Raw genomic sequence first — 21143 nt, forward strand, 5'->3', positions numbered from 1 at the left:
GGTTATCAAATGTAATAATTGTACGACAGCAAAATAACGGGATTCAAAAAGAAATGAAATACTCCTACACGCCAAAAACAAAGGGAAGAAAAAAATGTCTGTTTGAAGTACATCCGGTCATTTAGAGTACAAATCAGAAGCCTAATAATCAACACAATACATAATTAAATCGAAAAAGGAGAGTACAACTTGTAACATTAGGAAAACAGCATAGTTCAGCATAGATCAATTTATCGCCCGCAACATTATATTCAAACATACTCGCCAGTATGTACAAACAATAAAAAATTTTACTCTTCGTTCTTCAAATGAGTCTCCCTGTAAACCTTTGGTGTCACGCCAAACTTACGCGTGAACTCTTTATAGAAATAAGCGCGGCTAGAAATGCCGACATCAGAAATGACATCTTGTATAGACAATTCTTTATTCTGCAGCAAACGAACAGCTTTTTCCATCCGGTAGTCTTTAATCAAATCACTTGGAGTCATTCCGGATATTTCTTTGAGTTTCCGACAAAATTGGCGAGAACTCATCAGCATCTGTTCTGCGATGAACGTAGAACCCAGATCTTCCCGGTCCAAATTCCGCTCAACCACTTGCAGAAACTTCCGGACGAAATCCGCTTGCTCGGCAGTGGTGCAAACAATGGAGTTCGTCCAACCTTCCAACTCTTCCAAATACACCTGTTTAGCCTCCCGTTTACCATAGATTACCTTCTGAATGGTTTCTTTCAAGAACGGTATGTCATAAGGAAGAACCAGATAAGAATCTGCCCACTGAATCAGCTCCCGTTGCATGGCTGTACTAACCTTCCAAGTCAACATCGGAATAAAGGCAGTCTTCGAAAGTAGTGAACGGTTCTTGTCGACATATTTCATAAACGTACTTTCAACATCCGCATACATCTGCATATCCACCAGAAACAAGACAGGGGGTGAAGTGTGCATCTCATCAAACGCCAGCTGCACGCTTCGCACTGGACGAACGTCATACTCATCGGAAAGCAAAGCACTAATGAGCCATACGATCTCTTCACGGTCTTCCAGCAATAAAACGGTTTTCTTCATCCCATCCTGCGTGGCGATAGTCACCGGTTCAAAAGTGATCGTCAGCCGGTGACCGCCCGATGCTTCATCCATCACACAACGGAGTGTGCAGTTCTGCTGTTTCAATGCCGAAAACACAAAACGTTGCATCGTCCGAATACGGAACCGGTCATCCGAATCTTTCCCTTTCATCGGCAATAATTCCGGTTCGGTCAATATCTTATACAGCCCCTCTACCGTATCATCCGAAGAAAAGAAAGTTAACATCATCCGGTTTTCGTCTTCTTCCATACTGACCGAAACCGCACAGGTATTCCTGTCGGCCAAGTAGAGACCACAGAAATAGAGAATACAGCGCAACGCATTCTTATAAACAGGAAATGTGAAATCCACCGGAATATCCGGACGGATGGAAGAGACATTGTGCCCTTCCTTTTCGAGTATCTGAAGCACTTCTTCCACCAGCTGGGAAAGAGACAGTCGCCCTGTAACAAAGAATTGTAGAGATGACAATAGCCGAAAACACTCGTCGCCAATCCCGCACCCGAATAGCAAAGCCATAACAGCCTCACGTATCTGACCTACTTTATCAGCATACTGATCCGGTGAAAGTGTCTTGTCGTTCAACTGGTCGCAAGCTTGGTAAATGAGCGTACAGTTATCGAGCACCTCGCGTTCCTTGTAGCTATCTACCACTAATGAAGCGTTACGGCTTTCGCACTCCAGCAACTCCTGCATCATACGTTCATGACGAAAATATTTGAGAAATAAGTGAATAACATATACCGCGAGCACAAGCCCGATCAACAAATAAACAATATATGCATAAACCGTCCTATACCAAGGAGGAAGAATATAAATGGGAATAGTAAACGTTTTGTATTCGGTAGCAAACACATCTTTCTTATAACGCACTTTAAAGAGATAATTGCCCGAAGGCACACTAAAATAAGAGGCCTCATTGACACTGCTAAATGCTCCCCAATCCCGATCATACCCCTCAAGCATATAAGAGTATTCTACATCTCCGTCACTCGTATAATCCGGCACGACAAAAGAAAGAGAAAAAGACACCTTCGCCCCTTTCATCTGCAACCCTTTCCTGTCCGGTAAATAGTGGTCCTGTAAATTAACGAATGTTTTCTCAATCACTAACTTGCGCAACAAAACCTCCGGATAATATTCCGGAGCGGAAGGCACATTCTTGTTCATATAGAGTAGCCCGTCGATTCCTCCGAAAAAAAGATTTCCAGTGTAAGGACAGCGATAATAGGCATCGTCGCTAAATTCTCCGATTTGTATGCCGCCACTATAATAATAAGCGTGCGAAAAGAAATTGTCCGGATTGAACTTGATAAGACCGCGGTTCGTCCCCAGCCAAAGAAGCCCGTTGGCATCTTCCAAAATACTGTGTATCATATCGTTGAGCAATCCTTGCTCGCGTCCGACATGAACGGGTTCCAACCTGTTCTCCTTGAAAGTGACACGCACCAGACCGGCAGTAGTGCCTACCCACAACTCTCCACGACGCCAATGTAAACACAGCACATCATCCACGGATTTGTGCAGCATCTCGCTCAAAGAGAAGACTTGATATTCTTCCGTCTTCCGGTTGAAACGCACCAATCCCCTCTGCTGACTGCCCAGCCACAGCAAGGAATCTCCTTGGGGCACCATACTATAATAGAGATTAAGTTCCTGTTGCTCGTAGTAGAATTTGTAATGTTTCAATGACTTTATCCGAAACTGTCCATGCCCGTTGTCGAGCACTACCTTACAAAGCCCTTCGCCCGAAGTGGCAAGATAGAGTACACTGTCATTCTCTTCAACGATGGAATGTACTTCATTACCGCCCTCCACCGGAACTCCGGCATCAGTTCCCGCCAAAGAATGAAGTTGACCGTCGCCGAATGAATAATAACACAAACCCGGAGAAGCGGCTCCCACCCAGAATCCGTTTCTATAACGGCTCTCCCGCATAGCATAGATTCGCAATTCTCGTTCCGGCCTCACGTAAGATACCGCAGGCTGTTTTCCGTCCAACGAATAGACCTCTACATCGGACGCCCGCACTCCGTCACGATAATTTTTCACATGAAGCAGACCGTTTCCTTTGGTTCCCACCCAAAGGCCGCCCTGTTTATCCGTCATAATTGCCCTTACCTGCCGAGTTAAATTGGGAGAGAAGCTGCTCAACATCAGATTGGTGGCAATGGTGTATTTCCGCGAATACATCACCGCTCCTTGCCCATCGGTTCCCACCCACAAAACTCCCTGCCGGGGATCATTATAGATGCCAAAAATCCGCATATTCCGGTCAATCACTTCTTCCGCATATCGCTGGGAAAGACACAAACGCATCAGTCCGTTGGTATGGAAAGCTAAAATAATGTCTTCATAAAAAGGCACAATGCCGGTGATAAGCCCATACTTCCGAACCAGTTCACCAATATTCCGAATATAAATCTTGGACTTTCTTGAAATATCGTACACGAAAAGATCATAGTCGGAGTCATAAAAGCAAAACACGCCATTCTGGTAGCATACATATTCTATCCGCTTCTGATGAAAATGGGAAGGAACGGTGGTAAGTTGGGTGGACAGAGTATCCTGATCGAAAGCGCTCAATGAGAAACGATACAGGTCACCACTTTCATAGGGGAAAAGATACAAATCACCTTCATCAGTGACAAACGCCCTGACATCGACTTTCAGCATATGAATGTCCGGCATCGGAATGTTAACAAAACGATGGTGAAACGTATTATAATAAGAAATCCATCCGTAGCCCAACACCCAAGTATTCCCTTTCTGATTGGAATGAATGACAAAGTCTCCTCCGAAATCGTAATTGTTAATGATCTGCCGAGAGTCTTTTGAAAAGCGGTTGGCTCCCGAATGCGTGGTCATCCACAAGCAACTGCTATCCGCCTGTTGAATAGAGTGCACAATATTATTGCTCAATGTTTTCTGCTCGGAAAAGTCGGAGCGGAATACTTCCATGTTTTCTCCATCATAACAATTCGCACCGTCATACGTTCCAAACCACATCAATCCTTCGTTATCTTGGAAAATACTTAATACGGCACTATTGGAGAGTCCTTGCTGATAATTCACGGTCCGGAAAAAATAGGTTTCGTTCTCTTTATCTGCACGGACAGTCAATGAGACAGCCAGTGTTATAAAAAATAAAATCAGATGTATTTTCATCGTACTTTCTTTATATTACAAATCGTTTTTCCCCTCCTTCTGGAGTAGTAATTCGATCTTATATTCCAACCATCCGATATGACGGTCCAATTCCATTATTTTCTCATCTTCGTATTCGAACAGTTCGAGCAACCATTGAGCAACCATTGGTTAAATATGCTCACTATCCATTGGGAAACTGCCTCTAAAGCAATTTACGGCACATCACTATCATTTAAATTAAAGTTCCGGCGGATATTTTTCAACCAGTCCGGCTGCGCTTCCCAATCGGCGGGAGAGAGCAAAGTATTCAGCATCATATCGGTAGGAAAACAAAAAAATTACATAGTTTTACAAGCAACCCGAAGTCCGAAGCCGTCACTTTTTTCTCATAATTGGAAATTGTATTCGCCTTAATTCCTAACTTTTCAGCTAGTCCTACCTGTGTCACATTTACATATTTCCGGATAAATATCAGGCTCCTTGAGAAATATATCAAATCTTTCGCCATAATCTTTTGCATTATCAATGTAATCTCTAATTATACCACCGAAATGAAGGAAGCAAACATCTATTTATCAAAATAATCCGAAGCAAATATAGTGAATTAATATAAATAATGCCAAAATAAAGCAGAAAAGTAACTTACAACCGCATACTCCTTTCATTCTGCCCAAAAGGTTAGAAGCAGAAAGTGGCAAAATAAAGAAAGAAAATCAGAACAGAAGCACTGTGTAGTAGCTCATTGACGGTGCGGCAAATGCTTTCTTGCTTTACAAATACGGCTACCGGAAACGAGAAAGCAATTAGGATCAGTTCGAAAACTTGGGGGATTTGATTTAGGGCAATCACATTCTTAAAATTAAAATAAATTCATGCCGGTACGGAATCAAACCATAACCGTAAATAAGGTATATGGTTTAACACTATATAATGTCGGCTCTATATGACAACTTTGATATTCTATTGATAGACAACTCAAGTCGGCTACTTGGTCAAATATAGTTGGCTGCTTAGACGACTACAGTTGGCTGAATGGTCAACTCCATTCGGCCAATATCTATGTAGGCTATTTCAATCCAATATTCAAGCATATTCGTCTTCTGATATCCTCCCATACGAAAAACACATCTAATCTTTTGTTTTAACTTAGGCTTCTTTCTCAAAAAGTAAGGGACGCAGTGTGAAACATGTGAAGGATTAAAAAGAGAAGCTTAAATCACAGTAAACACCTGTCACACTATAACTTATGAGCCTGTGACACTTGTGAAGGTCAAAAACATTTTTTTAAATGGATCAAACTACCACAATTTTGATTCATAACCAAAACAAATCATTTTAAGTATGGTTATTCAAACACACACCAAAAAAAAATTAAACAGAACCAGCAATTGCCTGTCAGATGGATAATAAACAAAGGGAGAGCTTGACTGTGAAGCTCTCCCTTTATTATTTTTCCGATGATGTTAATGAATTGTTATTTCTTGGCTAATTCATTAATCACATCCATTATCTTCTGACCGATTTCCTCAGCAGCCTCCATGGTAGAAGCTTCGCTATATACGCGGATGATCGGCTCTGTATTACTTTTACGTAAGTGTACCCATTTGTCAGCAAAGTCAATCTTCACACCGTCGATATCGTTGATTTCTTCATTCTTATAGATTTCCTTCACTTTTGCAAGGATAGCATCTACATCGATTTCCGGAGTCAGGTCGACACGGTTCTTAGCTATGAAGTAAGGAGGATAAGTGGCACGAAGCTCGCTAACTTTCTTTCCTTCATGAGCCAGGTGACTAAGGAATAAAGCAATACCTACCAATGCATCACGGCCATAGTGGCTGGCAGGATAGATCACTCCACCATTTCCTTCACCACCGATAACGGCATTGGTTGCTTTCATCTTCGTTACAACGTTTACTTCACCTACAGCAGAAGCACTGTATTCCATACCATATTTGCGGGTTACGTCACGCAGGGCACGGGTAGAACTCAAATTAGAAACTGTATTCCCCGGAGTATGTTTCAGTACATAGTCAGCCACAGTAACCAGTGTATATTCCTCACCGTACATTACACCATTTTCGCAGATCATTGCCAAGCGGTCAACGTCTGGGTCTACAACGAATGCTACATCTGCTTTGCCCCCTTTCATCAGGTTCATGATGTCACCGAGATTCTTTTCAAGCGGTTCAGGGTTGTGTTGGAAATTTCCGGTAGGTTCACAGTAGAGTTTTTCTACATGTTTCACCCCCAAACGTTCAAGAAGTTCAGGAAGAATGATACCGCCTACAGAGTTCACACAGTCAATCGCTACACGGAAATTGGCTTTCTTGATAGCTTCTACATCCACCAGGTCAAGAGCCAATACACTGTCGATATGTTTCTGATTATAAGTCAGGTCTTTGCGGTAAGATCCCAAGTGATCGACATCGGCATAGTCAAATTCTTCAGCTTCAGCAATACGAAGTACTTCGTTGCCTTCGGCTGCATTCAGAAATTCACCATGTTCATTCAGCAATTTCAGTGCATTCCACTGTTTCGGGTTATGAGAAGCTGTCAGGATAATACCGCCACAGGCGCCTTCCATCGTCACAGCAAGTTCTGTGGTCGGGGTAGAAGCAAGATCGATATCTACTACATCCCAACCCATTCCCATTAATGTGCCGACTACTACGTTTTTTACCATTTCACCCGAAATGCGGGCATCGCGTCCCACAACAATCTTGTTGCTCTTCACTTTGCAGGTCTTACGAATCAAAGTAGCATAAGCTGAGGTGAATTTTACAATGTCAAGCGGGTTCAGTCCTTCCCCCGCTCCTCCGCCGATGGTTCCGCGGATTCCAGAGATAGATTTGATTAGAGTCATAGGTTTTTAACTAAAAGATTTATCTAATGTTAGTGCTTTAGCTTTTTGCTTTCTCAAACTTCCGGATATCATAGAAATAAGGATTGACATATTGTTGTGCAGTCGTATGTCCCATCTTAGAAGGTACAATCAGGCGTACATGGGCATTATTACGCAAATAAGGTAAGGCAATCAGCCATCCGGATGGAATTGCAGTTCCATAGCCATTACTATTCCATAATAAATCGTAATCCAAACTACCGGATAAAACGATTCCATAAACAGTAGACGCGTTTTGTACATAACGGAATGTTAATGGAAACTTATAATAATCAGGAACATCCATCCATTCTTCCAAAGGTACATTGAAACAAGTAACCTCTCCTGTCATCATATCCTTTTCTACATAACGAGTACAAATGATGTTATTATTAGCAAAAGTATCTACCTTGTTAATAAATTCAACTCCATCCTTATCTTTCTCTTTTCCTCCACGATCTACAATCTGCATATATACACCATTGGAGAAAGCAACGTATTCGTCATATTCATTTCCTGCTTCTTTCGAAGCTGTAACAGTATCCCGTTCGAACTCTTCCAATGAAATGACACGGATATCATTATCTTTGATGAACTTATTCACCGCATTTTTCTCGTCTTCCAGCATTTCTGCATAAGTCTTCGAATTGTCGCATGCCTGGAACAGACTTCCGGCGGTTAACAAAGAGAGAAATAAAAATACAAGTTTCTTCATTATCTGTTATTTAGCTATATTCCGTACAAATGTATCTCAAAATCATTAAAAGTTGAAAAGGGGAAGTTGAAAGTTCGTATCTTTTAACCTTTCCATATTCACTTTTAACCTTCCATCTTTAGCTTTTTGCTGTTAGCAAAGGTTTATACTTCTCAAGCGCTTTCTCAAAGACTGCTTTTGCCTCTTCCATCGTTCCGAAAAACTCACCGCCCGAAGCGTTCAAATGTCCGCCACCGTTGAAAAACTCAGCTGCTAACTGATTACATGGAAAGGTTCCTACCGAACGAAGGGAGATTTTAATCATCGGCTTCTCTGTATCTTCCCGCAAGAAGCAGGAGAAACAGACATTCTTGATAGAAAGGGGAATGTTCACAAAGCCTTCGCTATCACCTTTTATATAGTTGAACTTACTTTGCTCGGCTTTTGTCAATGTGATTAATGCCGAGTTGCAATCTGAGTAAACAGTCATGTTCGACAGTACATAACCCATCAAACGCAAACGGCTCTCCGAATAGGTATTATACACCTTACGGTAAATATCATCCTTATCGATTCCTTTAGAAAGCAGTTCGCTGATAATAAAATAAATTTCCCGGTTATTTGAATTATAAGTGAATCCTCCTGTATCTGTCATCATGCCTGTGTAGATACATTCTGCGCCTTCCTTCGAGATATCACTGAAATATCCCATACGACAAATCAGCCGGAATATCAATTCGGAAGTAGAAGAAATCTTAGGATAAGACATTATAATCTTACAGAAATCTTCGGGATACAGGTGATGATCGATCATGATTTTACGTGCAGGAGATGCAGCCACAGCATCTGCCATATCGTCAATACGCTTCAGTGCATTGAAGTCGAGACAACAGATTACGTCAGCTTCGGCTATCAACTTATCGGCAAAATCTTTGTAACGGTCATACAAAAGAATGTCCTTGCTGCCCGGCATCCATCGCAGGAAATCGGGAAAGGCATTCGGCACAATTACGTTTACTGTTTTTTCCTGTGAATCCAGGAAATGATATAATCCCAGTGAAGAACCGATAGCGTCGCCGTCAGGAGAAACATGAGATACAATTACTATTTTGTCAGCTCGTTCAAACCATTTGGTGAAATGGTCTATTTTGGCTTGTTCAATTACTTTCGTCAACATACTCTTAAACTTTATCAAGGTGCAAATGTACGATAAATCTTTGTACTTAGAGCAAAAAGCGGACAGAACCTTCGTCGGATAAAGAGATAAATCGCAGACCGGATTTCTTGCATTCGCTCTCAAAGAGGTGTTTGCGGTATTCCGAGAGGGACGCGTCCAATATGACATAAGAGAAAGAAAAGACCTGTGCGAGTTCTTCCAGATGGCCGTCATACCCTTTGCATAAGTAAAGATACTGAATATATAACGGAGAAACGGTGGATTTGTTTCGCCAACGGTTATCGTTTATGACACAAACACGACAACCATGATAAGATATAATCTGCTGTTGACGGTTAAGTTCAGCGTGCCGGCAATCAGTTGTTATTTTTTGGGGAGGAAGAAGGTGATGATGCTTCCAGTAATTAGCTGCCATGCGTTTCAGACGTTTTTCATTGGAGAGAGTATCCATATAATTTATCCAGGATTGTCCGTCACTCTTTATGCAATGTACTGCCGGACAACCACGCACATTGTAAAAGACCAAACTCGTTCGAGGACGATCCAGCCAATACAATGTTGCATGACAAGCCCCCAGCAACAAGATAGAAAAAAGACAGATTTGTAGATTCCGGTATCGGCGATTCATGCAATAATAGGTTACCAAAGCGATGACAATATAGATACCCAGCACTTCTGACTGATAAAGCCAAATTCCATCTACAGAAGCGTAAGGAAGCTGTTCTACCCATCGGACAAAGAAATTAAGTCCTTCCAGTAACTTCTTGACACCTCCGGCCACTCCTATCTGAAGCCATGGGAAAGGAGTCAGAAGAAGCATCACGACAGCAGCATATAAGATAATCGTAATCAAAGGAATAACAACTAAATTCGTCAACAGAAAATGCACGGAGAATCGGGAAAAATAAAACAGAACAAGCGGAGCTGTTCCTATTTGTGCGGCAACAGATACACTCATCAGTCCCCAAACATACTTTCCTATTCTACTTTTCACGGTAATCAAATGGTAGATCGGCTTTTGAATAAGCAGGATAGAAGCAACGGCAAGAAAAGAGAGCTGAAAACCAACATCGAACAACCATGCAGGATTACAGAATAACATCAACCACGCAGCTGCCGCTAATGTATTTAAAGATAAAGGTTCACGACCAACCATATCCGCCATAGCTAAAATCGAAAACATGCTGACTGAACGTACTACCGACGGAGAAAGCCCTGTAAAAAAGGCAAAGGCCCACAATAAGACAAGAAGAAAAACAGAACGCACACATCTACCTATATTTCCTCTTCGGGCAACAGGTTTCAGAATAAAAAAAAGCATTGTATATAAAAGTCCGATATGCAAACCGGATAAAGCAAGAATATGACTTGCACCGGCCACCGAATAACTTTCACGAACCGAATCACTTAATTCTGTCTTATCTCCTATTGTTAGTGCTGAAAGTACTGCCAATTCATCCCCGGTGAATCCCAGCTCCTGATAAAGTGAAACCATGTTTCTTCTACAAGAGCTGGCTACACTTTTGAGGTCAAAGTTATTCATTCCGTCTCGTTGCAAAGAGATGGATGAATTAGCAGAAGATAAAGGTGGTGTGTTTGAAGATAAGATTGTCCATTTCCCGGATGCAACATATCCTGTTCCGCTAATGCCTTTCCGCATCAGGAAGCGGGCGTAATCAAATTCATCAAAGTTTTGATTGTTGAGAGGAGGAGAAATGCGGGCAGAAATCAGCAGTTCATCTCCACTCTTCAAACAGGAGGAAGACGAATCTTGCTGTAGATGAAGAATCGCAGTATGCCCTATCGGATATATACCCGCAGTATCACGACGTTCCTCCAATAATACCTGACAGAGGTAAGTATGTTCTTTTGTTTGAGGCGCATCCGTTATCAAAACCCGGTACACTGTTTCTTCTTCCGGAAAAGAACAGACAGCCTGTTGCAATTGTCCAGTCATACCAAGCCATCCTCCCGTGAAACAAAGAGCAAAGACAGCTACCCCAAAACACCATCGCAATGAATAGCGTTTCAGAGAATAAAGAGCAAAAGACAATACTGCAAAAAAGCCAAAGAAGAGAATACCACAAAGAGGGAGCCATGAACGGTCAAAAAAATGATCTCCACAAAAAACGCCTGCTATCCAGGGGATAAGCAGGCGTATAGATGGATATCGATGGATATAAAAGGAATTCAATAGATTAGTTACAGTTCGTGCAACTGACGAATCATTCCTTCCGGATCCGGTGCACCAAAGACAGCATTTCCAGCCACCAGTGCATCGGCTCCGGCCTCAACCAGACGAGCCCCTGTTTCCAAGTTCACACCACCGTCTACTTCAATCAGGGCTTTCGAACCTGTCCGTTCAATCAGGGCACGCAGTTCACGAACTTTTTCTACCGAATGTTCGATGAATTTCTGCCCGCCAAATCCCGGATTCACGCTCATTATAAGCACCATATACACATCCTGAATAATATCTTGCAGAAGAGCCACAGGAGTAGCCGGATTGATCGTTACAGCCGGCTGCATCCCGGCTTCCCTGATTTGTTGAATCACTCGATGCAGATGTGGACAAGCTTCATAATGCACATTCATCGTATGAGCGCCCAATGCTTTTACTTCCGGAATGAATTTCTCCGGGTTTACAATCATCAAATGCACATCCAACGGTTTCTTACTTAGCTTCGCTACATATTTCAGTACCGGAAAGCCAAATGAAATGTTCGGAACAAATACTCCGTCCATAATATCAATATGTACCCACTCCGCTTCACTGCGGTTTACCATTTCAATATCCTTTGCCAAATATCCGAAATCGGCAGAAAGAATGGAAGGAGCGATAATCGGTTTCATAATTCTTTTATTTTAGGTTCTAATTGTCTCATGTTCGGGACGGTTTATTCTATCTTATTGTCAGATCACTTCATCTTACACCCATCTTCCAGGTGATAACCACGAAGCAATTCATCGATTTTCAGTCGTTTCTTACCGGGTAGTTGTAAAGAAAGAACAGACACAAATCCATCCGGTACAGCTACTTTCATAAATTTCTTGCCATCAGTCACGATTGTTCCGGCAGCCAATTGATGTGATTCGTAAACCTTCTCACTTTCAAATATCTTCACGGTCACACTTTCTGCTTCTTCAGAAGCAATCAGTTCACTCCAGGCAGCGGGGTAAGGTGATAGTCCACGGATAAAATCGTAGATCTTCTTCACCGACTGATTCCAGTCAATCCGACAGGTTTCTTTAAATATCTTCGGAGCAGGACGGAGTTCACCGACAACTGCCATTTCTTCTTGGGGGATTGGTTTGACCGTTCCATTCAATATAGCATCTACTGTTTCAAGAACCAGTTTTCCTCCCAACATCATCAATTTATCATGTACCATTTCTACATTATCCGTATCTGCAATAGGCACACGCACCTGCTGAATGACTTTTCCGGTATCTATCTCATGCTGCAAAAAGAAAGTCGTAATCCCAGTTTCCGTATCACCGTTGATAACCGCCCAGTTGATAGGAGCAGCTCCACGATATTGAGGAAGTAAAGAAGCATGAAGATTAAACGTACCTAGCCGCGGCATATTCCATACCACTTCCGGCAACATACGAAAAGCAACGACAATCTGTAAATCCGCTTTCCACTCACGCAACGCTTCCACAAAAGCCTCATCTTTCAACTTTTCCGGTTGAAGCAACGGTAAATTCTGTTCGAGCGCGTATTGTTTGACAGGAGAATACTGTATTTTATGTCCGCGTCCGGCAGGTTTATCGGGCATCGTAATCACACCCACTATATTATAACCGCCTTCTACCAATTGACGCAGGGCCTCTACCGCAAAATCGGGAGTCCCCATATATACAATTCTTAAATCTTCTTTCTTCATATTTTAAATATGTTATCATTACTTAGGCACGGATTAGTCCTCAGAAAAATGTACCAGCACTTGCCGATACGAATTAAATATCTTTGATTTAGAGACAAATCCCTGATAGCGGCCTTCCTCATCTACTACCGGAAGATTCCAGGCTTTCGTATCATCAAATGTTTGCATTACTTGTTCCATTCCATCCGTATCGAAGATTTTGGCAGGAGCCGATGTCATCAATTTATTAACAGTGAAACGATGATAAAGTTCTTGCCGGAACATGATGTTGCGAATGTCATCAAGCAATACAATTCCCAACAATTCACCCGTTTTCTTATCTGTCACCGGAAAGACATTTCGGTGGGAAGCTGCGATTGCTTTCACCAGTTCTCCCAAGTCCATTTCCGGGTGTACGACAACGAAATCTTTCTCCACCACATTTTCCATTTTCATCAGCGTCAACACAGCTTTATCTTTGTGATGTGTCAGCAATTGTCCCTTCTTAGCCAAACGCATCGAATAGATACTATGAGGTTCGAAAGCAATAATTGTCAGATATGAACTTACGGATACGATCATCAACGGAAGAAATAAATCATACCCGCCTGTCAGCTCAGCTATCAGGAACACCCCTGTCAATGGAGCATGCATGACACCACTCATTACTCCCGCCATTCCCATCAATGCGAAATTCTTCTCCGGCAAATAAGCGGAGAAAGCAAAGTCATTGCTAAAATGAGAGAAAACAAAACCGGCAATACATCCCAAATAAAGCGAAGGAGCAAAGATACCACCACAACCACCGCCACCGTTCGTCGCACTGGAAGCAAATACTTTCAATAAGATAATCAGCATCAGATAAACCAGCAACAAATTGCCATAGCCATAAAACATAGAGTTGTTCATGACCGTATCCCACTCTGCGGCAGACGTTCCATTCAGCAAAAGATTAATCGTATCATATCCTTCACCATAAAGAGGCGGGAAAAGGAAAATCAATACACTCAACATCACACCACCGAAAGCCAGTTTCTTGTAAGGGTTATTGAGTTTGCCAAAAACACCTTCTACCGAATTCATCGCACGTGTGAAGTATAACGAAATCAGTCCGCAAAAAATCCCCAGCAAGATAACGAAAGGAATACGTTCCAATTCAAATGCCTGATCGAGGTGGAACTTAAACATAGCCTCTGTACCGGTGATTATATAGGAAACTGTTGCAGCTGTCACAGCAGAAATCAGCAGGGGAAGTAAAGAAGACATGGTTAAGTCAATCATCAGCACCTCCAAGGTAAATACCAGTCCCGCAATCGGAGCTTTAAAAATACCGGCAATGGCACCTGCCGCACCACAACCTACGAGCAGCATCAACGTGCGATGCTCCATCTTAAACACGCTCCCGAGATTGGAACCGATTGCCGAACCTGTCAGTACAATCGGTGCCTCTGCTCCGACTGATCCACCAAATCCGATGGTTATGGCACTGGCGATAGTAGACGACCAAATATTGTGTCGCTTGATACGTCCCTGCCTACGGGAGATGGCATATAGAATTTTGGTGACCCCATGACTGATGTCATCCTTTACAATATTACGCACAAACCAACCTGCAAGAAAAATCCCGACTACCGGATATACCAAATACAGGTAGTTAGCTTCCGTTGCATTGAAATTATCAGTCAGGAAATTCTGTATCTGATGGATAAAGAATTTCAATATTAACGCGGCAAACGCAGTGAAGATTCCGACCAGAAAACTTAATATCAGGATAAATTGCTTCTCCTTTATGTTCGCTTCCCGCCATTTGATGCAACGCTGTAATAAACTAAGTTTCTCTCCTTTCATTTATTCGCGAATTATCTTTATCACTCCACCTTTTTCCAACTTAATAATACTTGAGGGTTTCGGCTTATTCATATCATCCTGGCGAAAGCCAACGATATAATCTACCGCCGATTTGATTTCATCACTAATTTCACTAAAATTAGCAGCACCCGGCTGCCCACTGACATTAGCCGAAGTAGAAACAATTGCTTTACGGAACTGCTGACAGAGCCTTCTGGAAAAATCTTCATTCGTCACACGAATCCCTACACTACCATCTTCGGCCAGCAAATTGGGTGCTAAGTTACGTGCTCCGGAATAAATAATCGTCAACGGTTTGTCGGCAACTTCAATCAAATCCCATGCTACATCAGGTACATCCTGTACATAAAAATCTACTTTCACCGAAGAGTCCACCAACACCAACATAGCTTTGCTATCAGCACGTTTCTTAATCTCATACACCCGGCGCACAGCCTCCTCATTAGTCGCGTCACAGCCTATACCCCATACGGTATCAGTGGGATAAAGGATCACTCCTCCTTCATTCATCACCTGACAGGCTTTTTTAATATCTTCTATCATTTCTTGATTAATTTCCGTTAAGAACAAGACGCAAAAATAACACTTTTATTCCATTTAGTGAAATCTATCCTGACGTTTTTAAACTCCCCTTTCAAATCAGCTATTCGCAGACAAGACAAGAGTTTAACTATCAACAATAATATAGGTTGATACCACAAGGCATACAAAAAGAAAGAACGATGTAAACCATTGTGAGAATCTACATCGTTCTATAAAAAACAGATCATTCAAAAAGTCATACTAAATACTGTCAGTTTTTCCAGCTGTTATCCAGGTTTGGATTTAAAATCACGTCTTCATAAGGATAAGGAACATACATTTTACTGTCATCCCAAGTTCCTGTGACTGTTACTGCTTCCTTCCTGAAAACTCCGGGTGCCACCTCAATAGGCTCATTTTGCTTACGGAATTCAAAATGAGCTTTATAACGGTACATCCTAAACATATCTCTGGCTCTGCTGGCAATTCCTCCCCAATAGTATCCCGCCATTTCCCAGCCATGTTCATCGTAAGCTGCTTCCGCCAGTTCATCGGGAGACATACCTGTCGTATATTTATCAGTTTCTTCACCGTCTGCCCTGTTGCGTACCTCGTTTAAAACTTTGACCGCCTGATCATTGATCTCTCCCGCACGGCCTGTCGCCTCGGCATACCAGCAATATACTTGCGAAAGGCGTAACAACTGAAATGTTTTCTCACCCGACGCATTGACTACGGTAGGATTTGTATAATCAAATTCTGTTCCACGCACCGCTCCTTCTGCCGTTTTCATAAAGACAGGGGCAACCACCTCGCGGGAAGCTGGATCAGTATCATACCACCAATCATATAGTTTCCCGTCGCTAAGCATGATTTTAGGGAAATACGTAGCATCTTTGCGAGGACCTTCAGGAAAATTCATCCAAAATTTGATTTCTCCATTCGTATCTCCCCAACCGGCCTGTTTCATATCCTGAAGGAAATCAGTTAAAGGAGCGGCCTGACCCATTGCATCCCTGTTATAGTAGATACCCAACAGCAGCTCCGTATTCTTATTATTGTATTCCCATGAATATACCTGACTATATTCCGGCAGCAGCTTATAATAATAGGTACCATTATCCGCACCATCTATCACCTCTTTGGCTTTGGCGGCAGCCAGTTTATAATATTCGACTCCTTTGTTTAGCGGCCATCCCGCCATACACATATAAACATAAGCCATTGTTGCTTTCACGGCTCCTTCACTTACGGCAATATTTATGCCGTTTCTGGCATAAGGTTCTTTTGTATACATTGCGGGACAACCGGTTTCGGCTATTTTCAGGTCGGACAGGATCAGTTCGTACACTTCTTCTTCTGTCTTTAAGGGAGCATTATAGTCTATTTCTTCTTTGAGCATAATGGGAACTCGCCCCCAAGTCGTCACCAAATAAAAATAAGAGTAGGCTCTCCAATAATGCGCCTGCGCAATAGCTACCTTGATATCATCCTTCGACACCTCCGGCGTACGCTCCGCATTATTGATGATAAAATTAGCAGCCTTGATAACTTTGAAACGCTGTTCCCACATACTGGACAGCCACGAGTTGTTATCTTTCACATCAAACTGATCATGCTCACGGAGGGGCTGTTTATTACTGGAAGGATGAGTGGAAATATCATCTCCCACCAGAAAGTTCGTACCACAAAGGTTATTACTAGCCTGTGAACTTGCGATCACGGAATAGAGAGCCGTCAGTGAAGCGTCCAAGTCTTCTTTGTTACTGAAATAGGTATCCGAAGGCAATTGCCCTTTCGGATCTTCTTCCAGGAAATCACTACACGAAGTCCAGCACAAAGTTGCCAGAAGAACAGGCAAAACTTTCATTATAAAAGTATATGTTATTTTCATATGGTTATTGTCTTAATACGTGGTTTAAAATCTGATTTTAGCACCGAAAGTAATCGTCCGCGGAATCGGATAAGCACCATAATCCAGTCCGTCATAACTGGTATACACCTCGGGATCCATTCCTTTGTAGCGGGTAATCGTAAAGAGATCCTGTGCGCTGACAGACAATTGCACACTGGCAAACTTCAATACACGACGAGGAATGCGGTACGAGAGACTGATATTCTTCAATTTAATAAAAGAAGCATCTTCAAGCCAGAAATCCGAATTGGCATAACTCTTGTTATCAGTGTTAGTGAGACTCGGATAAAGAGCGTCAGCTTTGTTGGCAACATGATCCCAGCCTTTGAAGTAAGCATCGCGCAAGGTTATAAAACGAGAGACACCAGTCATGGATGCCGCCATAAAACGGCTGATATTCAACCGGTCATATCCTGTAGCAGCGTTAAAAAAGACATTCAGCGTCCAGTTTTTCCAGGTAACAGTATTATTCCAGCCCACCGTCCATTTCGGGCTTGCCTGTCCTTTCACTACCAAATCATCGGAAGTTGGATTGGTTGTCAGACTGCCATCTGCTTTCTGATAAAGATTGGCACCTTTATCATTGAATCCTTTCCATTGATAGACATAGAAAGATCCCATAGGATAGCCAGGCTTCATAATCTGCAGGGGACCTCCCAAATCGCTATAATTAGCAGTAAGTACAAAATCATCTCCCGCAAGGTCCGCCACTTCATTTTTCACATAAGAAGCATTCAGGCTGGTTTCCCATGTCACGGCGCCCTTCACGGGGAAAGTGGTGAGAGACATTTCGACTCCTGTATTGTTAAGTTTCCCCTGATTAACCCAATAGGTACCGCCCCCGTTATATTTGGGTACTTGTTTCTGAAAGAGCAGATCTTTCGTTTGCTTCTTAAACCAATCCACTGTTATATTAAAACCTCCGAGACTCAAATCCAATCCCAAATCATATTGATAAGTCTTTTCCCACGTAATGCCAGGTGTAGCAAACTGGTTCCCCCAATATCCTGTAGAAGAAGTGGAAGTTCCCCAGCCGTAAGAGGCACCCGACAACATGCCCAACGTACTGTAAGCAGCAATATCCTGATTTCCGGTAACTCCAAAACTGGCACGTAGCTTCAATTGGTCAAGTACATGCTGATTGCTCATGAATGCTTCCTGCGCAATATCCCAAGCTACAGCTGCGGAAGGGAAATATCCCCATTTGTTGTTTCCCTGGAATTTAGAAGAACCGTCGGCTCTCAATGCGGCAGTAATGAAATAGCGTTTTTTATAATCGTAATTAGCGCGCACGATACCGGAAGCCAAAGAGAATTCCGTATAAGAATTGCTCGCATCTCTTATAGCAGCATTGCCGAGATTCCAGTACCCTACACTTTCATTGTTCAGATTAGAGCCGGTTCCTTTCAGTTGTGAATCCCATGAGCGGCTTATTTCCCATACTGCCATAGCGGTGAAACTATGATCGCCGAATTGCTTCTGCCAAGTCAGATTGTTAGTGTTCTGCCAATAATTGTGCAAAGCATTGATATTGCTCGCGCTATTGATAGCACCCGGTGAATCCAGTTTCGACCGGAAAGAATAAGAAGGACTATTGTCATAATCGTAACCTCCCTGAATAGAAAGTGTCAGTCCTTTCATGATCTTAAACAACAATGTCAGGTTAGCGTTTAAATTATAGCTATAACTGTCACTATTGTTCACGACCATTTCACCATAAGGATTGGAGCCGACCATGTTATACGGGTCTGTATTATACACACCGGTTTCGGGATCTTTCAGTTCCATAGTAGGCGAAAAGTTAGTGACGTGCAGCCAGTTTGCTCCACCTTCATTGTGTTTATGAAGACTGGAGGCATTCAATTTTGCGGAGATTGTCAACCAGGGTTTCACTTCCGAGTCAATATTTGCCCGAATACCATAACGTTTATAATCGGACATGATTGTAACAGCTTCCTGATCGAGAACATTCCCAGAAATGAGGTATTTCACTTTTGCGTTTCCTCCTGATATGGCAAGACGATAATCCTGGGTAATACCAGTATGAGTCAGAAGGTCAGTCCAGTTAATTCCTTTTGTTCCATTTTTATAAGCATCGAGATCTTCGGCGGAGATAGTAGAAGATCCGCGGATATCATTCAGTGCTGTCGCATATTCGTAAGCATTCAGCAGTTCATACTGCTTTCTGACAGTCGAAAGCCCGACCGATGCATCAAACGTGACTTGCGCTTTTCCTTCACTACCCTGTTTAGTCATTATCAAGATGACACCATTCGAACCACGAGAACCGTAAATAGCAGTAGACGAAGCGTCTTTCAATATTTCCATTGATTGAATGTCCGAAGGGTTGATACCATCCAAACCACTGGAAGAGATAATACCGTCAATCACATACAAAGGATCGCTACTCTTATTAATAGAAGTAGTTCCGCGAACACGTACCTTCATACTTGCTCCGGGCATACCACTCGTGGCAGTGACTTCCACACCGGGAGTACGCCCCTGAAGAATATTCTCCACCCGTTGTACAGGCTGATTTTTGTATTGCCTGTTGGACACACCGGACACAGAACCAGTCAGGTCACTCTTCTTGACAGTTCCGTATCCCACTACTACCACTTCATCCAACAATTGATTGTCTTCTTTCAATACAATGTGAAGAAGAGATCTCTTCCTGACTTTCACCTCCTGTGTATGATAACCGATGTAAGAGATAACCAAGGTCGCTCCTTCCGGAGCTTCGAGGCTAAACCGACCGTCCATATCACTGGTAGTCCCGGTATCTTCACCTTTAACAATGACAGAAGCACCAATAATCGTCTCACCCTGCTCGTCATTAATAACTCCTTTAATCGTTTTTTCAGCATCCCCTTCGGTTGCAGCATTTCCGATCGTAGTAGTTTCTTCGTTATTTCCCGGGGCTTCCTGTGTTTCCGTTTTCTGTTCTTCAAGAGCAGGCGCAACCTGTGCGAATAAGCCGAAAGGCAGAAACTGCATTAAGAGAATGCACAATAGCCATTTGTTTTTCATTATTACTTTCATTATTGACCTAAAATTAGAATAGTTATTAGGATAGATTACCATCAACATTTGGCAATTTATGTGCCAAATGCATAACAAAAGACTAACAATACTAAACCTTAAAAGCTATACTACACAAGAAAAATCACTTATTTTCAAATACATAAATCGTCCATAATAAAGGAAAAAGCATTTATAACAGTACAAAATAGAAAGAACGGTCCTGTGCAAAAAATCCACAAAATTGTAGAGATATTCCACAAGACAATAAGTTAAATATAATCGATATAAAGAAGTCCATACTGTCTCCTATGATTGTTTTCATACGTCAAAAGTCAGAATAAACATCCCCAAAACCCGTTTTAAACGATTATTAACTAAATTCTTCCTTGCCTCCGAAAGCAGAATCATTAGAAATCTCTATCTTTGCCTCAATTTCAAGCAAGAAAGCAAAAGTGCCATTTTTGTGTCGAATTTAAAACGTTTAAGAGAAAACAATGGAAGAAATCGTATTTCATCACACATTACCTATCCAATTGCGATTCAATGATGTAGACAAATTTGGTCACGTCAACAACACAGTTTACTTCTCCTTTTACGACTTAGGAAAGACTGAATACTTCGCTTCAGTATGTCCCGGAGTAGATTGGGAAAAAATCGGGATTGTCGTTGTCCACATCGAAGCGGATTTCATCAAGCAGATATTCGCATCCGATCATATCGCCGTACAGACTGCTGTTTCTAAGATAGGCACCAAAAGTTTTCACCTGATTCAGCGGGTTATCGACACAGAAACGAATGAAGTAAAATGTATCTGCAAGTCTGTTATGGTTACTTTCGACCTTGAAAGACATGAATCCATGCCACTGACAGAGGAATGGATAGAAGCGATCTGCAAATACGAAGAACGGGACTTGCAAAAAGCATAGATAGATTTGGAAAAGCCCCCTCACG

Annotated in this window: 14 protein-coding genes; 1 reads left to right on the forward strand and 13 read right to left on the reverse strand. The window is 42.2% G+C overall.

Going from position 1 to position 21143, the window contains the following annotated elements:
- Positions 1–290: 290 nt before the first annotated feature.
- From I2I04_RS05280 to I2I04_RS05335, 13 genes are all read right to left on the reverse strand, one after another.
- Positions 291–4256 (reverse strand): two-component regulator propeller domain-containing protein, encoded by a 3966-nt coding sequence (locus tag I2I04_RS05280; protein WP_195654533.1) that lies wholly within the window; start codon positions 4254–4256, stop codon positions 291–293.
- A gap of 15 nt (positions 4257–4271) precedes the next feature.
- Positions 4272–4403: a hypothetical protein gene (locus tag I2I04_RS23400; RefSeq protein ID WP_255553065.1), complete on the reverse strand. Its 132-nt coding sequence runs from the start codon at positions 4401–4403 to the stop codon at positions 4272–4274.
- Positions 4404–4551: 148 nt separating this feature from the next.
- Positions 4552–4758 (reverse strand): helix-turn-helix domain-containing protein, encoded by a 207-nt coding sequence (locus I2I04_RS23635; protein ID WP_143259083.1) that lies wholly within the window; start codon positions 4756–4758, stop codon positions 4552–4554.
- Positions 4759–5712: 954 nt separating this feature from the next.
- Positions 5713–7104 carry a phosphoglucosamine mutase gene (gene glmM, locus I2I04_RS05290; protein ID WP_143259082.1) on the reverse strand — a complete coding sequence of 464 codons (1392 nt, stop codon included), beginning with the start codon at positions 7102–7104 and terminating at the stop codon, positions 5713–5715.
- 37 nt (positions 7105–7141) lie between these two features.
- Positions 7142–7837 carry a DUF4827 domain-containing protein gene (locus I2I04_RS05295; protein WP_143259081.1) on the reverse strand — a complete coding sequence of 232 codons (696 nt, stop codon included), beginning with the start codon at positions 7835–7837 and terminating at the stop codon, positions 7142–7144.
- Between the two features lie 118 nt (positions 7838–7955).
- On the reverse strand, positions 7956–8993 hold the full coding sequence (locus I2I04_RS05300; protein WP_143259080.1) for a DHH family phosphoesterase: 1038 nt from the start codon (positions 8991–8993) through the stop codon (positions 7956–7958).
- A gap of 46 nt (positions 8994–9039) precedes the next feature.
- The gene (locus tag I2I04_RS05305) at positions 9040–11187 is read right to left on the reverse strand and encodes a ComEC/Rec2 family competence protein (RefSeq protein ID WP_195654534.1); all 2148 of its coding nucleotides are present in this window, start codon (positions 11185–11187) and stop codon (positions 9040–9042) included.
- An 8-nt stretch (positions 11188–11195) separates the two neighbouring features.
- A complete protein-coding gene (rpe, locus tag I2I04_RS05310) occupies positions 11196–11846 on the reverse strand; it encodes a ribulose-phosphate 3-epimerase (protein WP_143259078.1) in 651 nt (216 codons plus the stop codon).
- 65 nt (positions 11847–11911) lie between these two features.
- Positions 11912–12883: a methionyl-tRNA formyltransferase gene (gene fmt / locus I2I04_RS05315; RefSeq protein WP_195654535.1), complete on the reverse strand. Its 972-nt coding sequence runs from the start codon at positions 12881–12883 to the stop codon at positions 11912–11914.
- Positions 12884–12916: 33 nt separating this feature from the next.
- Positions 12917–14710, reverse strand: coding sequence for a chloride channel protein (locus tag I2I04_RS05320; RefSeq protein ID WP_143259076.1), 1794 nt, complete (start codon positions 14708–14710; stop codon positions 12917–12919).
- Positions 14711–15274 (reverse strand): L-threonylcarbamoyladenylate synthase, encoded by a 564-nt coding sequence (locus I2I04_RS05325; protein WP_143259075.1) that lies wholly within the window; start codon positions 15272–15274, stop codon positions 14711–14713. It lies immediately after the preceding gene.
- A 250-nt stretch (positions 15275–15524) separates the two neighbouring features.
- Positions 15525–17147, reverse strand: a complete 1623-nt coding sequence (locus I2I04_RS05330; RefSeq protein ID WP_143259074.1) for a RagB/SusD family nutrient uptake outer membrane protein — start codon at positions 17145–17147, stop codon at positions 15525–15527.
- Positions 17148–17171: 24 nt separating this feature from the next.
- Complete coding sequence (locus tag I2I04_RS05335) at positions 17172–20198, reverse strand: SusC/RagA family TonB-linked outer membrane protein (RefSeq protein WP_229126932.1); 3027 nt, start codon at positions 20196–20198, stop codon at positions 17172–17174.
- A gap of 488 nt (positions 20199–20686) precedes the next feature.
- On the opposite strand from I2I04_RS05335, the gene I2I04_RS05340 reads away from it, so the two are divergent.
- Positions 20687–21118, forward strand: coding sequence for an acyl-CoA thioesterase (locus I2I04_RS05340; protein ID WP_143259072.1), 432 nt, complete (start codon positions 20687–20689; stop codon positions 21116–21118).
- Positions 21119–21143 lie beyond the last annotated feature (25 nt).

The organism is Bacteroides sp. 1001136B_160425_E2, from assembly GCF_015559655.1.
Classification (GTDB): Bacteria; Bacteroidota; Bacteroidia; order Bacteroidales; family Bacteroidaceae; genus Bacteroides; species Bacteroides luhongzhouii.